This window comes from Alteromonas sp. ABV4_515 (genome assembly GCF_056160345.1).
Map to the genome: position 1 here is coordinate 373538 of NZ_JBSWWZ010000004.1, position 15189 is coordinate 388726.

General features: G+C 50.4%; 13 protein-coding genes. 1 reads left to right on the plus strand and 12 read right to left on the minus strand.

Going from position 1 to position 15189, the window contains the following annotated elements:
• Positions 1-2 precede the first annotated feature (2 nt).
• The 7 genes from ACXAGX_RS11790 to ACXAGX_RS11820 all read right to left on the minus strand — a co-directional run bounded on the left by ACXAGX_RS11790 (position 3) and on the right by ACXAGX_RS11820 (position 9065).
• Positions 3-794: a peptidyl-prolyl cis-trans isomerase gene (locus tag ACXAGX_RS11790; protein WP_474823993.1), complete on the minus strand. Its 792-nt coding sequence runs from the start codon at positions 792-794 to the stop codon at positions 3-5.
• Between the two features lie 73 nt (positions 795-867).
• On the minus strand, positions 868-2340 hold the full coding sequence (locus ACXAGX_RS11795; RefSeq protein WP_245680383.1) for an agmatinase family protein: 1473 nt from the start codon (positions 2338-2340) through the stop codon (positions 868-870).
• Between the two features lie 54 nt (positions 2341-2394).
• On the minus strand, positions 2395-4830 hold the full coding sequence (locus ACXAGX_RS11800) for a TonB-dependent receptor (RefSeq protein ID WP_474823996.1): 2436 nt from the start codon (positions 4828-4830) through the stop codon (positions 2395-2397).
• Positions 4831-5054: 224 nt separating this feature from the next.
• Entirely contained in the window at positions 5055-6620 is a 1566-nt protein-coding gene (locus ACXAGX_RS11805) for a tetratricopeptide repeat-containing sulfotransferase family protein (RefSeq protein ID WP_474838511.1), read from the minus strand.
• Between the two features lie 7 nt (positions 6621-6627).
• Entirely contained in the window at positions 6628-7521 is an 894-nt protein-coding gene (locus ACXAGX_RS11810; RefSeq protein ID WP_070126016.1) for a response regulator transcription factor, read from the minus strand.
• A gap of 186 nt (positions 7522-7707) precedes the next feature.
• The gene (locus ACXAGX_RS11815; protein WP_474838513.1) at positions 7708-8628 is read right to left on the minus strand and encodes a M56 family metallopeptidase; all 921 of its coding nucleotides are present in this window, start codon (positions 8626-8628) and stop codon (positions 7708-7710) included.
• A complete protein-coding gene (locus ACXAGX_RS11820; protein ID WP_474838515.1) occupies positions 8628-9065 on the minus strand; it encodes a BlaI/MecI/CopY family transcriptional regulator in 438 nt (145 codons plus the stop codon). The genes ACXAGX_RS11815 and ACXAGX_RS11820 overlap by 1 nt, the downstream gene beginning before the upstream one ends.
• Positions 9066-9178: 113 nt before the next feature.
• On the opposite strand from ACXAGX_RS11820, the gene ACXAGX_RS11825 reads away from it, so the two are divergent.
• The gene (locus tag ACXAGX_RS11825) at positions 9179-11272 is read left to right on the plus strand and encodes a TonB-dependent receptor (protein ID WP_474838518.1); all 2094 of its coding nucleotides are present in this window, start codon (positions 9179-9181) and stop codon (positions 11270-11272) included.
• A 65-nt stretch (positions 11273-11337) separates the two neighbouring features.
• Here the strand turns inward: ACXAGX_RS11825 and ACXAGX_RS11830 are convergent, their stop codons facing one another.
• The 5 genes from ACXAGX_RS11830 to ureE all read right to left on the minus strand — a co-directional run bounded on the left by ACXAGX_RS11830 (position 11338) and on the right by ureE (position 15187).
• Positions 11338-12813 carry a serine hydrolase gene (locus ACXAGX_RS11830; protein WP_474838520.1) on the minus strand — a complete coding sequence of 492 codons (1476 nt, stop codon included), beginning with the start codon at positions 12811-12813 and terminating at the stop codon, positions 11338-11340.
• A 301-nt stretch (positions 12814-13114) separates the two neighbouring features.
• Complete coding sequence (locus tag ACXAGX_RS11835; protein WP_474838522.1) at positions 13115-13297, minus strand: hypothetical protein; 183 nt, start codon at positions 13295-13297, stop codon at positions 13115-13117.
• 15 nt (positions 13298-13312) lie between these two features.
• Complete coding sequence (gene ureG / locus ACXAGX_RS11840; RefSeq protein WP_474838524.1) at positions 13313-13924, minus strand: urease accessory protein UreG; 612 nt, start codon at positions 13922-13924, stop codon at positions 13313-13315.
• Between the two features lie 26 nt (positions 13925-13950).
• The gene (locus tag ACXAGX_RS11845; protein ID WP_474838526.1) at positions 13951-14703 is read right to left on the minus strand and encodes an urease accessory protein UreF; all 753 of its coding nucleotides are present in this window, start codon (positions 14701-14703) and stop codon (positions 13951-13953) included.
• Positions 14636-15187 carry an urease accessory protein UreE gene (gene ureE / locus ACXAGX_RS11850; protein ID WP_474838527.1) on the minus strand — a complete coding sequence of 184 codons (552 nt, stop codon included), beginning with the start codon at positions 15185-15187 and terminating at the stop codon, positions 14636-14638. The genes ACXAGX_RS11845 and ureE overlap by 68 nt, the downstream gene beginning before the upstream one ends.
• Positions 15188-15189 lie beyond the last annotated feature (2 nt).

Sequence of the window (15189 nt, forward strand, 5' to 3'; positions counted from 1 at the left end):
ACTTATTCTCCGCTGTGACGAATGATTTTGTATTCATCACCCAAGCCGTCGATGTAGTCTTCTACCGATTGCTGCAGTTTATCTACCGTGTAGTCGTTAGTGACCTGCATACGTGCTTCGTCGAAACTCAGCGGCGAGCGTTCAGTGGCGCCAGTCACCAGCACATAGTGCCAGCCGAGCAGGGATTCTTCCGGGCCATACCATTGCCCATCCATGTGCGTGCCCAGTTCATCCAGAAAGGCTTTACCGAACATACCGCGAATCATGCTGATACCGTAATTGGGCAATACACGACCACGCCAGAATTCATCACCGGCAACCTCTTCTCCCGCCTGCAACTGCGCAAGAATGGCATCGGCGTTTTCTGGTAACTGTTCAAAGTAAACGTGACGAAAACTATAAGTGGCTTCAACGAAATAGCGGTCGATGTGTTCCAAGTAATACGCCACCAGCTCGGTTTCTTCGGGCTCTGGAATGGCCCCCGTTACCTGATAGCGCATTTCCTCAATAAGCTTCGAGCGCACTTCCGGATCGGTAAGGTACATGCCCGCTTTTATTGCTTCCCGGAACAGCACCTCTTCCTGAATATAATCACTTTCTATTTTTTCCCGGTCTTCTGCGGTCGCTTCCCGGCCGGTGAGCATTTCAAACTGTTCAGCAAAGACTTTGCGGTTAATTTCACTTAATTCCACCACTTCCTGGCTGGTATCTTCCACGCTGTAATACAACGCAAATACCACTACGCCCAACACCACAAACATGAGAAGCGGGTCCCGCAAAAATTTCTTAAGCATCAATACTGCACCTGTAAATATAAAACTATGAGGCCGGCGGCAGGGTGTGCCACCGGCCAGACTTACTGTTTAATTACTGCTGAGGTTTCGCGTAGTTAACATCCACTTCTTCCCTTAACCCTTCCTCGCGACCTTTAATGCCCGCTTCCGGCTGCATGTGTTCGGTGGTGAGTTCAGAGAAATAATGGGGATCGGCAATGCCTTCCTTACGCATGGCAATACCGGTTAAACAAGCATGCATGACAAAGTTGGAGTTCAGTGCTGAACGATAAGTCGGGTCGAGCAGCGGGTCGAGTTCTACAATTTCAAAACCCACCATGTCGTTCTGCGCACACAGGCCACGGACGATTGGAATGGCTTCACGCATGGTCAAACCGCCAGGAACCGGTGTACCCGTGCCAGGCACAAATGCGGGGTCGATTACGTCAACATCGAAAGATATGTACAGCTTCTTGCCACCTTCACGGGCTTCTGCCAGCGCCGCTTCCATCACTTCCTTCCAGCCTTTCTTCTCGACTTCCGCCATGGTGTGATAGCGCATGCCGTTGTTACGCATCCATTCGAACCCTTCCGGACCCGGCCATGGACCACGCAAACCAATCTGGATGTAGTTTTCGGGATTCACGTGCCCTTCTTTCACCGCACGGTAAACCGGTTGTCCGTGTGTCAGCCAGTGTGGACGACCTTTACCAGCATCGTAATGGGAGTCAAAGTGAACCACACCGAAACTGCCTTTGCCATGAACATCCGCCAGCGCCGCCACGTCAGGATATTCCAGTGAGTGATCACCACCCACAATGAATGGAATAGTGCCAGTTTCAGCGATTTCACGAACCCGTTCCCGCACATGTTGAACCGATAGCTCAGTGCTCATGTTGTCGATGGCAATATCACCATAATCCACAATGCTCAACACACGGCTTGGATCGACCATGGTGTTCATGTCTACACCACCAGCGCCGTATTCGTTGCGCATGGCCTGAGGCCCGAATTTCTGACCGCGATAATACGACCCCATGTCCAGCGGTGCACCGACAATAGCCACGTCTACATCTCCGGCAATCAGGTCGTCGGGGTAAATAGCCAGGGGGGCATTGGCAAAGGTTTTAATGCCGGTGTTCCAGCCGCCCATATAGCGACTCAAATGAATAGGGCCCGGCTCACGCTTTGGGTTCAGCACTTGTGGGCGCTCAGTTTTCCACGAGTTAAAGCCTTTAGATTCGGTATTTAGCGGAATGGACGCCATATCGGTTTCGGGATTGAACTTGCTGGCTTCTGCCACTTCAATCATACCGTCGAGATAAGCTTCAACCTGCTCAGGGGTTTTCTTCTCCATGGCTTTGTAAAAGCGTTCCATGGTGCCCAGCAGCATCTCTGGCATGGGCGATTCGAGAATTTCGAGTTTTTCTTCCGGAATGTTTTTAATTTTGGCTTTGAAGCTGTCTGGCATTGGCGTTTCAGCTTCCTCAGCAAACGCAGAAAAGCCCAAAGAACAGGCCAGCAATCCGCTCATTAGAGCGCTCATAAAGCGTGTGCGTTGTTTCAATTTTCTTCTTCCTTAAACAAAACAGGGGCCGGCTTGTGCCGAACCCCTTTTAGCTTACATACCGAAACGGTATTGGAACTTCAGCCCGATGGTGCGCGGGGTTAGCACATAGTGCGAGTAGCCACGTTGCAGGTCGGTACGGTTCATTTCTGGGTCGAGGATATCACCCCAGTTCCGTGACGGGTTGGTGAACGCATACTTGTTAAACAGGTTGTTGATGTAGAAGGTCACATCCCAGTCGTCATCAGACAGCTTCGCACTTAAGTTGCTCAGTGCATAGCCCGGTACCACTTCACCAAAGTTTTTAAGACCTAAGGTAGAGTATGAATCGCTCTGGGCAGTCAGACCATAGCTTAGGTCCAGGGCGCGGCTCCACAGCTCAGTGGCGTAGTTCAGACCAACAGAAATCTGATGCTCAGGCGCACCCGGCAAACGATCACCGTCGTAAACCACATCGCCAGTGCTACCGAAGATACCGTAGGCGTCTGAGGTCATTTCTGTAGTCGCGTAAGAATAGGCGCTATACATGGTGAGTTCGTCAGTGAGTGAGGCACGAACACTTAATTCGACACCTTTTGCGTTTGCACCGCCAGCGTTAGTGGTAATACCTACCGCGCCGTTTTCAGTGATACCAGCAACCTGTGGATCATCCCAGTCTACGTTGAACACCGCCAGGTTGGTAGTAAGCTTGTTCTTCAGCCAGCTTGCTTTTACGCCCACTTCATAGTTTGTGGTGGTATCGGCTTCGTACATGATTTCGTCTGCACGGGCACAAATAAGCTGGTTTTCAATTTCGTCTACGTTGTCAGGACATGCCGCCACCGTGTTTACGCCACCAATACGGAAGCCTTCACTTACCGTTACGTAACCCATCAGGTCATCAGTAAACTGGTAGCTGGCGTTGAATTTTAACAGGTTACCGTTGTCATCGCCTTCAGCCGTATTCGGTTCGAATACGATGGAGTCTGGATCGCGGCCATTAAATACAGTCTGGTATAACGGCAAGTCGGTATCTGATTCCGTTTCAACTTCGTACTTGTACTGACGCATACCCAGCGTAATATCCAGCTTGTCAGTCACTTCGTAACTCAGCTCACCGAAAATCGCCATTTCTTTCACGGCATCAATACCGTAAGAAATGTACTCAATGCTATCAGGACGCAACGGACCAGTAGCCCCCCAGGTGTTAATGGCAAATTCATCGAAGCCTTCAGTTAACTCACGATAGTCGCGGCGGTAATCGTTTTTGTTGTAGTAACCACCCACAATCCAGCTTAGCGGACCATCGTCAGTAGAAACCAGGCGCAGTTCCTGCGTTAAGTTTTCTTCTTCGCTGTAGCTTTGTGTCACACCAGAGAATGCCGGAAATTCTTCGTAGCCGTAGCTCAGACGAATCAGCAAATCGGTAACGTCACCGCTAAGATCGCGGGTTGTTTTAGATTTACCGGTCGAAGAAACCAACTCGGCGAAACCTAAATCTACGCTCATTTCCAGGCTTAACAGTTCCGTTTCACGCTCCATAGGGTCAAGGAAACGAGATGCGTTGTCGTATTCACCGACCAGCGAACTCAGCGGGTTTTCGCTTGAAAGAGACTGATAGTGAGTATCGGCACTGGCACCAATATCGTCCTTCTGATAGGTGTATCCCAGTGTGGAATCAAACCAGTCAGTCGGCGCCCAACGCAGCTGCAGCTTGGCAGCCGTCTGCTCGAACGTGTTGCCGTCTTCTTCTGAGTACAGGTTCGCTGCTACGGCTTCAGGGTCTGAAAAATCAGGATCAGGCAGTGATGTACCAGACTCACGAACGAGGTAATTGTAATCAATGAAACCAGGATCATCAGAGTAGTTAAAGGCGGCGCGGAAACCCAGCTCACCTTCAATGATTGGCGCATTGAACACGAAGCCGGCTTCACCACCCATGCTGCCGCTTTCAGCCGTTTTGTACAGGTCGCCGTTAATCGAACCGGATACAAAGTCCAGGTCGACTTTCTTAGGAATGTAACGAATAGCACCGCCCAGTGTTCCGGCACCGTAAAGCGTACCTTGAGGCCCAATGAGTACCTCTACACGGTCGATATCGAAAAGACGCAAGTTAACAAATAGCGGTACTTCACCCACATAAGTGGCAACGGTACCATTTGAACCACCGCCTGAAGAGTTGGTGTTAAGACCACGAACAATGATTGGTGATGAATCACGACCGCCTTGATCTGAAATAGTCAGACCCGGTACCCAGCGCGCGATATCTTCAATTTCTTCGATATCCTGCTGTTCCATCAGATCGTTCGTCACGGCAGAAATGTTAATTGGCACTTCTTGAAGTGAGCCAGCACGGCGAGTAGCGGTAACTTCAATTTTCTCAACGCCACTCTCGGCAGCTTCCTGCGCAAAAGCCGTTTGTGAATAAATAACGCCGCTCATGGGAATAAGCGCTGCAGCTACAGCTGTTGCAAGCTTGCTGACTTTCCTTTGTTCATTGCTTTTCATCATTGGTGTACTCGTTTTATGTTGTTTGATTACCCAAAAGAAATGTACAAACCGCTTCTCGTTCTTTTTGGTCTTAGTAAATCTCCTCAGCGAATTAAGTATGTGCTGAAGGATTTGCAACGAATACTGGCATTATTGCTATTTGAACTACGTTATTTGACGCAGAAAATGCTTTCACATCAATATGTTAAATAAATGTTTCAATATTGAAATATTGATTTATGTCTTTATCGAAAACGACTTTCAATGACATCTGTAAATGGCTGATAGCGTTTCCAACGCCCTACAGATCGCTGATTTATCGGCTCTTTTACCTGCATTTTGCTGGCCGTCGATACCGGTGCGGTGTTGTTTTCCATTGCCAAACAGCGGTCGTCCCAGGGCAGTCCACAGAATTCAATCAGCGCAGGGATATGCTTTTCAGGTTCTGCGGTAAGCGCTTCGTAGCTCAGCAGCAGAAAGTTGTCGCTATCCACGGTTTGCCATTGGTGCACCCAGTCGCTGAACTGCCGGTAAAAATCGGCGCAGTCTTCCAGTGTCTGGGTGTAGTGATAGTGAGGATTTTGAATGCTGAACAGTTGCCGGTAATTGCCTACACAGGTGTCCAGCGGGTCCCGTAACAGGCAGAGTATTTTCGCATTCGGAAAGGCACGGCGAATATATGGTAAATAAAAGAAATTGAACGGTAGCTTGTCGACAAAATGCTTGGTTTTGCCGATGTGTGCTGTGCGCTGTAAGTAGGCACTGGCGATAAGGTTGTAATCTACGGTTTCCGCTTGTTGCAAGGTAGGGACATCCAGCACCTGGTGTCCACCCGCGCCAGATATCTGCTTAAGCAGCATACTGAAATCTTGCAGTTCGCCCCCTGACGATACATCGGCATGACTACTCAGAATACGCTCTACCAGTGTTGTGCCCGAGCGGGGCATACCAACAATGAAAATGGGCCGATCTGAAGTCGATTGAGACGGCGTACTCGCAGTTATGGCGTCTGTCTGGGTAAATTGTTCACTTAGATAACCAAATAGCGCCTTGTCAGCTTCGGGGTTGTACGGCTGGTCGCGCTGTTTTTTTGCTTTCGCATCACGCAGCACAGTAAATGCGCGGTGATAGTCTTTTTGCTTCTCAAGCTCACGGGCCAGGGCATGGCTAAGATGCAGGTAAGGCTCCAGGGCTAGTTCGCTGTTACTTAGCTTGTTTTGCAACACCTGAATATGGGTGTGTGCCTGATCGCCTGTGGTGAGCTCAGATAACGCAAAGTGCGCTTGATAGAAATCAGGGTCAGTATCGAGAAGCTGATGCAATGCGTGTTGCGCTTCCTCTAACTCGCCGCAGAACTTACAGCTTACCGCGTAGTTATACAGATACGCGGCAGTGGGGCTACGATCCACAGCTTGAGTAAAATATTCCAGCGCCTTTTCGTGCTCATTACAGCCTGAAAGGGCCACGCCCAGCGTGTCTGCCTGGTAGGCTGTTGTGGTAGCTGACGGCGGCACAGTACCTGCGATGGCAAGCACCGCATCGGTTTGTCCCAGCAACGCATAAGCTCGGCACAGGGTTACCCGGAAGTCTGTCTTATCTTGATTTTTAATAGCGTGCTTACATAACTCAGCCGCTTTTTGAAACTGTTGTAGGGAAAGGTGAATTTGTGCAAGTAAGTGGTAGGCATCGCCGATAAGCAAGCGCTGTTGGATCAGGTCGACACAGATTTGGTGAGCCTGCTTGATGTCTCCGGCGCTGAACAACGCATTAGCCTGTTTCAACCGGCCTGAGGCATCTAAATTTACTACCATTGCATCACTACCCTTCCGCTAACGTCCTGATGGCAATGCCGGCAGCCGTGGTGCGGTTTTCGACTTTCAATTTGGAAAATACCTGCTCCAGGTGCTTGTTCACCGTGCGGGCACCAATATCTAAAATCAATGCGATTTCTTTATTGGTTTTACCGTTGGATAACCAGTACAGCACTTCGGATTCCCGGGCAGTAAGTTGCAATTTAGTCCGTAGCTTTTCTTCGCCGGAAATATTTTCCACCGCATGACTAATGCGGAATGTGCACTCACCATTTGGACGATGGAACAGCAAGGCCAACTCACAGTCGCCGCCATCATAGGGCACTTTTTGATTCGCCGATTTGTCGCTACCGTTGGTGAGAATTTGCTTCACCGCAGGTAACAGTGTGTCGTTAAACCAGTTATCAGCATTGGGAATGCGAGAAAGAAAATCATGGGTCTGGGGCGTGGCCCACAAGAGTTCACCTGACTGGTCCACGGCAAACAGGTTTTGCCCCATGGAGTCCAGAGCCTGCTGCGCGCTGGAGGCGATCTGCGCATTGTTCGCGTGAATTTTAATGCGCGCAATCAACTCTTCGGGATTAACGGGTTTGACGATGTAATCCACACCACCGGCATTTAGCCCTTTTAAGGTGCTTTCAGTGTCGGTGAGGCCGGTCATAAATACCACCGGAATATGCTGCAGTTCACGGTTTTGCTTCAACCGTTTACAGGTTTCAAAACCATCCAGTTTCGGCATGATGGCATCGAGAAGGATAATATCGGGCTTGATTTGCTCAGCAATGGTAATTGCCTGACTGCCTTCCAAAGCTACGAGTGTGCTGATCCCTTCTTTTTCGAGAATATCGTTTATCAGACTCAGTGAGTCCGGAGAGTCATCAACTACTAATACCGTATACATAGTTACTCACAGAGTTAGTGTTGTCATCAATACTGGAGGATAGGTATATACTATACCTATAGCGGCCATAGGTCGATATGGGGAGTATTGCGTAGATTAAGCTAACTCATTGTAAATAAAATAGTAATAACAAAGCGCCAGGCTTTGTCGCATAAATTTACAATTACTTTAATCATCGACAGTCGTTTACTGAAGTAAATATTCCAATAACGGGTGAGCTAGTCTAACGGTAATAGCAAACAGCAGTAACAACCACAGCGCCATTGCAAGATAAACCATGGCGGCGCCGTAAATAGAGGCATCTGGCCTGGAAAGTAGTGCACCGAGAATGGCGCGACGCCCTTCAGAGTGAATACTGGTTGTGGCATCACGGGCACAGAGATCCACCGGCAACTTTTCAACGTCTTTTTCGTCAGCGGTTTTCATTGCGTACACATCACTGCGAATTTCCAGCGCATTAGCCAACTGACTGGAAAAGGCGCGCCGTATCGGCGGCAGCCAGCAACACATCAGCACACTGGCCAAGGCGCGCTTCAAATTATCCAACCTACGTACGTGATTAAGCTCATGTAGAACAATAAGATGCAGTTCATCCTTCGATGCAGAGGCCACCAGCCCACTGGTTACGTACACCTGCGGACTAAAGAAACCCGCGCACCAGGCACTGACTTGTTCGCTGTCGACCACCCGATACAAGCTTTCCGGGGCCCGCTTTGAAAATGATTTGAGCGCCCGGGTATAGCGCGCATTAAGCCGCACCGTTCGAATAACAATAAGAATGGCAATGGCAATGGCCACAACACCAATCAGCAGCAAAATATGGCTGAATGATAACGATGCGGGTAAGTAAAGAGAATGAGGGCTGCAGTTACCATCGTGGCAATGCTCTCGCACCAGCCAATCTGAAAAGGCAGGAAATTGATAAAACCAAAGGGTGAAGGTAGCTACAACGACAGGGGTTGCCACCAGTAACATCATGGTGTGAATTTGCAACGACGGCACCAGCTTTTCCACCGGCCGCGTTATGCCCGCCCACAGACCAGATACGCACCAGGAAAGGAGTACAAGAAGAATTAACCAGCTGAACAGCTCTGTCAGTATTGCCATTATTTTTGGGTACCAGAATCCTTTTTAAACCGAGTTTTCATTAATTGGTGAGTGGCGTCGTCGCCCTGGTTCTCAATGTAAGACATAAAACCGCTAATCATTACTTCGGAATTGCCATTGCCAAGATGCTGCGCAATGTCATCCATCAAGCGGCTAACAATGTCACTTTGCGACACTGCTGCGGTGTATACGTATGCGCGACCAACTTTGTGCCTTTTGAGTAAATTTTTTCTGTGCAGGCGCTCGAGCGTGCTTTGCATAGTACTCAGAGAAAGTTGCTCCTCGGAAAAATAAAGCACCATTTCCTGCGCACTAAGCTCCCCATGCTGCCATACTAATTTGAGTACATCGATTTCTCGACTACCCAGAGCAGGAAGTGAGTCAGTGGCTTTTTTTCCGCCCAACCAGGCTGACAAATTCTGACAGAAGTTTTTCATGAACACCGACCTCTTATCGGTTTTAAGGAATACCTCAATACTACGGGAATTGAATGTATCAGATAGTGCGCAATTGACGTAGTTTTGACATTAAAAAAAATCGAAGGAAAAAAATGAAAATCAGTTATCTTGCCCTGCTTACCTCATTGTCGTTACAGGCACCTACCTTCGTTTTGGCTGCCGACGAGGAAGTGGAACGTGGCAATGACAGTGATATAGAACATATTGAAATTTCTGGTCGCGACACTAGCTTGTTGGGCCGCGCTTCTACGGCTTCTGAAGGCATCGTCGGCAAAGAAGACATTAAACTGCGCCCTATTTTGCGCACCGGTGAAATTCTTGAGTTTGTGCCTGGCATGGTAGTGACCCAACACTCGGGCACAGGCAAAGCCAACCAATATTTCCTTCGCGGTTTCAACCTCGACCACGGTACTGACTTCGCCACTTTCGTCGACGGTATGCCGGTGAACATGCGTACCCATGGTCATGGTCAGGGCTACACCGACCTTAACTTCATCATTCCCGAAGTGGTGCAGTCTCTGAGCTACCAAAAAGGCGTGAGCTATGCCGATGTGGGTGATTTCAGCGGCGCAGGCAGCGCCAGCTTTCATACCCTGAGCAAGACCGACAAAGGCTTGGTAAGTGCAACCTTGGGCGAGAACAACTACGTGCGCTTAATGGCCATGGACAGCGTTGCCTTAAGCGACAAAGACAACTTATTCGTTGCCGCCGAGCGCAATACCTACGATGGCCCCTGGACAGACATCGAAGAAGATCTGGATAAAACCAACGTATTGGCAAAGTGGAACCATGAATTGGAAGACGGCCACTTTGAGCTGACGTTCATGGGTTACGACAACAGCTGGAACAGTGCCGACCAAATCCCCGGCCGCGCCGTGGATGAGGGCATTATTGATGCGCTGGGCTCGCTAGACACCACCGTGGGCGGCGAGTCTGATCGCTATAGTTTGAGCACGGAATATCGCAGCGGTAATTTTACTGCTAACGCTTATGTGATGTCCTACTCCATGAACCTGTGGTCGAACTTCACCTACTTCCTTGACGATCCAGTAAACGGCGACCAGTTCGAACAGGTGGACGACCGCGCAATTTATGGTGGTAATGCGGCGTACACGTTTGAGCACAAAATTTTCGGACACGACGCCTCTACCCGTGTGGGCGGCGAGCTGCGCATCGACGACATCGATGAAGTGGGTTTGTATCACACTGCCGCCCGGGAGCGCCTCGGTGCTATTCGTAGCGACAACGTAACAGAAACCAGTATTGGCGCTTTTGTGGAAAGCACCATTCACTGGTCGACAGAATTGCGCACGATAATTGGCCTGCGCAATGATTACTTCGATTTTGATGTAAATGACCGTATTGGGGTAAACGCCAATGGTGTGGATTTATCCTCCAACAGCGGCACTAACGACGACAGTATGACGTCACTAAAAGGCAGTGTGGTTTACACCGTGAACGACAACTGGGAAACCTACCTGTCGGCCGGTCAGGGGCTTCATTCTAACGATGCCCGAGGCACCACCATTAATGTTGACCCAGGAACCGGAGAAACCGTTGAACAAGTAGATCCACTTGTGCGCTCTACCGGGGTAGAAGCAGGCTTACGCGGTTTCGTTAACGATAAACTCAACCTGTCGCTTTCGCTGTGGCAGTTGAAACTCGACAGTGAACTGCTGTTTGTTGGCGATGCCGGTAACACCGAAGCCAGCCGCGCATCAAAACGCAAAGGCGCGGAACTGGCGTTGTATTATCGCTTCGCACCAGATTGGATGTTCGACTTCGAATACGCCTACACCGATGCGGAATTTACCGACGATGCGCCGGAGGGTAATAACATTCCCGGTGCGATTAAAAACGTATTGCAAACCGGTGTATCAGTGGATTTAGACAGCGGTCTTTTCGGCAGCTTGCGAGCACGCTATTTTGGCAGTCGTCCGTTAATTGAAGACGGTTCAGTCAGCTCCGATAACAGCACCATTGTGAATCTGCGCGCGGGCTACCGCGTCAACGATTGGACCTTCCAGCTTGACGTACTCAACCTCACCGACTCCGATGCACACGATATCGACTATTACTACGCATCGCGTTTGCAGTCTGACCCGGCGGGCGCTGAAATAGAAGGCCTGCATTATCACCTGATTGAGCCTCGCACCCTGCGCGCCTCGGTGATGTATCAGTTCTGATCTGGCATATTTAAAACGCAGCAATACAAAAAACGCCCGGCTTCTAAGTCGGGCGTTTTCATCTGTCACAACCTGATGGCTTGCTTACCTTCTATCTGTTTCAGCTTCTCGTTGCTGTTCTCGCACCAGAAGCAATCTTCCGCAGGCTGACGTTTAATCGCCTGAGTAAAGGCATGCTTTGCCTGCTCGTACTGCTGGTTCGCGAAATATGCTTCGCCCAGACTGTCCCACAGGTTGCCATCGTCACCGTATAACTCCACGTTGACTAAAAACAGTGCGATGGCGTCGTCATAAACCCCTTTATCCATGAGCCGGATACCCGCACGATTAAGCGTACGCTTATCGTCGATAGCACCGGCAAAGTGTTTGAGCAACACTGCTTTCTTCTGCTCAGGCTCACCGGATGTGTTCGCTGATATCCGCACAATGTCGCTGGTGAGGCCGCTTTCAAATGCCGGTAGTGGCTCGCCATCAAACAGAAACGCCTCGACATGGAACGGCAGCGCCATGGTACTTTCCACCAGGGCGTTGGATGCAAACAGGATCACGGTCTGCTCGGTGGGAAACCAGAGAAAGTCAAAATAATAGGTACCGTTGGAGCCGTTGTGACCAATCAGGGTCGTCTCACGTGGGGTCGGCATGACCGCCCAGCCATAACCATAATGGCTGCTGCCTTCCTCATTTTCAGCTACATGAGGCGCAAACAAAGGTTCGCGAAATTCAGCCTTCAGTACCGATTCGTTTTGCAGCGCCTGTGCCCACAAGTACATGTCGTTGAGGCTAGACAAGATGCCACCATTGCCCTTAAGCGGCCAGGCGATAGCGTTGTCTTTAAAATACAGATCCCGGGTACTGCCGGTGTCCACTACGCCGTACAGATACCCCGTCGCTGCCGGTAACTCAGCCAACTCCGGCGCCAGGTAGCCAGTGCTCTCCATACCTGCCGGCGCAAACAGATTCTGTTGAATATACGCCTCGTAGGGCATATCTGTGACCAGCTCAATCACCCGGGCAAGAATGCTGTAACCCGCATTGGAGTAGGCGTAGCCTTCTCCCGGCTTAAAATACAATGGTGCCTTAAATACCCGGCTGAAGAACTCTTCGGTTGGTACATGGGTAAAGTCCCCGGCTCCCACACCGTTGGTAATGCCGGCAGAATGAGTAAGAAGCTGATGCAGTGTGATGTTTTGTTTATCCTGTGGCAGGTCGTTAAAGAATTTACTGAGCGGCATACTGGTGTTCAGCTTGCCCTCCTGAACAAGGTGCATAATAGCCGCCGCTGTGAACTGCTTAGTGACAGAGCCGATATCGAACAACGTATCGGCCGTAATAGCCTTGTCCTGATTTCTGTCGATGAGCCCATAGCCTTCTTTAAAGTGCACGCTGCCTTTCTGAGCAATCAGTACCGCGCCACTGAAACCTTCAGCGACTGATGCCGACAGGTATTCATTGATGGTTTTGAACTTACTGTTTTCTGCGGCCACGCAAGTCTTACCTGCGATGAACGTAAAGACGATCATCAGCACAATATTAATACGCATCACCAACTCCATTTTTGAGTAATTGATATTCCAGTCGCCCTGGCAGGACAAGAAGTTCTGTGGTTTCCGGCGCCCCGGAAAATGCCCCACGGCCAGTTCGAGCACTGTATAGTGGCTTGTCGTTGAGGGTTTAATCAATGCTACGGAGCGGCTAAATTGTAAACAGGCGTGACAATGCGCTCAGCCGTTACTCTGTCCGATCATGATTTGGCGGCAAACGAAGAAATAAAAATGAAATTACCGCACAAACAAAAACGCCCGGGCTTTATCAGTCCGGGCGTTTTGACAGATAAACTGAAAATCAGTCTTTTTTCTTGCTCATACGCTTGATGCCCCACACGCCGGCGCACACCACCAGCGCGGCCAGCAGGCCGTAAAACAGCGCGTGATAGAATTCGTGGAATGTCGGGTTCAGCAGTTTGTCGTCGTGGGCGAAAGCCGACGCAGTGAACAGGGATGCAAATAGCGCAGAAATTTTCTTCATGGTGTGTGTCCTTATTTATTTAACCAGCATACCTTCAACCTCAATAAACCTGATGATGTCGTCAAGACCTTCACCGGCTTTCAGGTTGGTAAATACAAACGGTTTGTCGCCACGCATCTTGCGAGAGTCGCGATCCATGACTTCCAGTGACGCGCCAACCATATCGGCGATGTCGGTTTTGTTTATGATCAGCAGATCGGATTTCGTAATACCCGGGCCGCCTTTACGGGGGATCTTATCACCAGCCGACACATCAATCACATACAAGGTGAGATCAGACAGTTCCGGACTGAAAGTAGCGCTCAGGTTGTCGCCGCCACTTTCCACCAGCACAAAGTCGAGATCCGCATGGCGCGACTGCAGCTCATCGATAGCCGCTAAGTTCATGGAGGCATCTTCACGAATCGCTGTATGCGGGCAACCGCCGGTTTCCACGCCGATGATGCGGTCTTCATCCAGCGCGCCGTGACGGGTAAGGAACTGGGCATCTTCGTGGGTGTAGATATCGTTAGTGACTACCGCCATGTTGTATTTTTCACGCATGGCCGAGCACAGCGCTCGCAGCAGTGCAGTTTTACCTGAACCAACCGGGCCGCCAACGCCTACGCGTAATGTCTGTTTTTGCATTGTTTCTGAGTCCTTATGATCGACGTCTATGATCGAAATAGTCTTGAATATTGCTGTTCGTGCCAAGCGCTCGCCATGGCCATTGACGGCATGGACTGACCGATATTCTCCGGCGCAACCTGGGCAGCAATATCCAATGTATCGGCGATATTGCGAGTAAGACGAAACAGCAAGTTCTGGCCATCAGTCTGGCCAAGTGGAATAAGTTTGGTGCCCGCTGCCACCTGATTGTCCAGCAGCGTCCACACGTAGCCGCTGAGACAGGCGGGTAAATCCAAACCGAACAAATGGGCGGCCAGCGCGAACTGGCTGATAAAGCAATCGGCTTCAGCCTCTGTTACCCACTGTCCCGCTGTGCCGTCGGGTTTATCAATAAGATTCTTCAGAAGGCGTTTTAACGCTTTGCCCATGGCCTGCTCGGCAAGCAGAATCTCTTCACTTTCACGGGTGGCAGCTATCCAGGCGTCTCGTGCTTCAAAGCCCTGCTTGTCAGCAGCACTCACAGCCTCGAACTGTAATTTCAGAAACGGCACATCTGCATGAGCCACACTGCCGTTTAACAACACAGTCAGCCATTCTTCCAGCGCCGGTGCTGAATTCACCCAGCCCCGCTCCACCGCCTGTTCCAGCCCCTGCGAAAACGAGAACCCGCCCACCGGCAGGTTCGCGCTGCAAAGCTGAAGCAGTCGTGCTGATCGCAGGGCACTGAGATCAGTCATGGTCATGCCCATGGGAGTGACTGTGAGAATGACTGTGGCTATGCGAATGGCTGTGCTCATAGGAATGATCATGGTCGTGTGAGTGGCCATGACTATGTGAGTGCCCATGAGAATGCCCGCCCACCTGATACGCACCGCTTTCCGGATCGAATACCGCCGGGGTATTATCCAGCGTAAGGCCGTACAGGGTCGCCAGTTCACTTAACACATGGTCGGGCTGGAAACGCAGCCAGCGCTCGCCTACCTGCAAACGGGTGTGACGATTTCCAAGGTGGTAACACACTTTGGAAAAGGTCAGCCAGTCGTCGGTGCTGGCGGTGGTCACCGGTTCATCGGCCCCTTTGACCTGAATGACTTTGCCGCAGGTACTTTTCAGACATTCATCTACCAGCAGCGGCTTGCCGCGCTCGATGAAAATGCCGATGTCACTGCCGCCGTCGGTAACGGTTTTGATCCGCGCTTTCTGGCGAGTGTCGAAGTCCAGCGTTACCGTATCAATGATGTCGCCGTAGAAATGGTTCAGGCGTTCCTGAAATGTCAGCATAA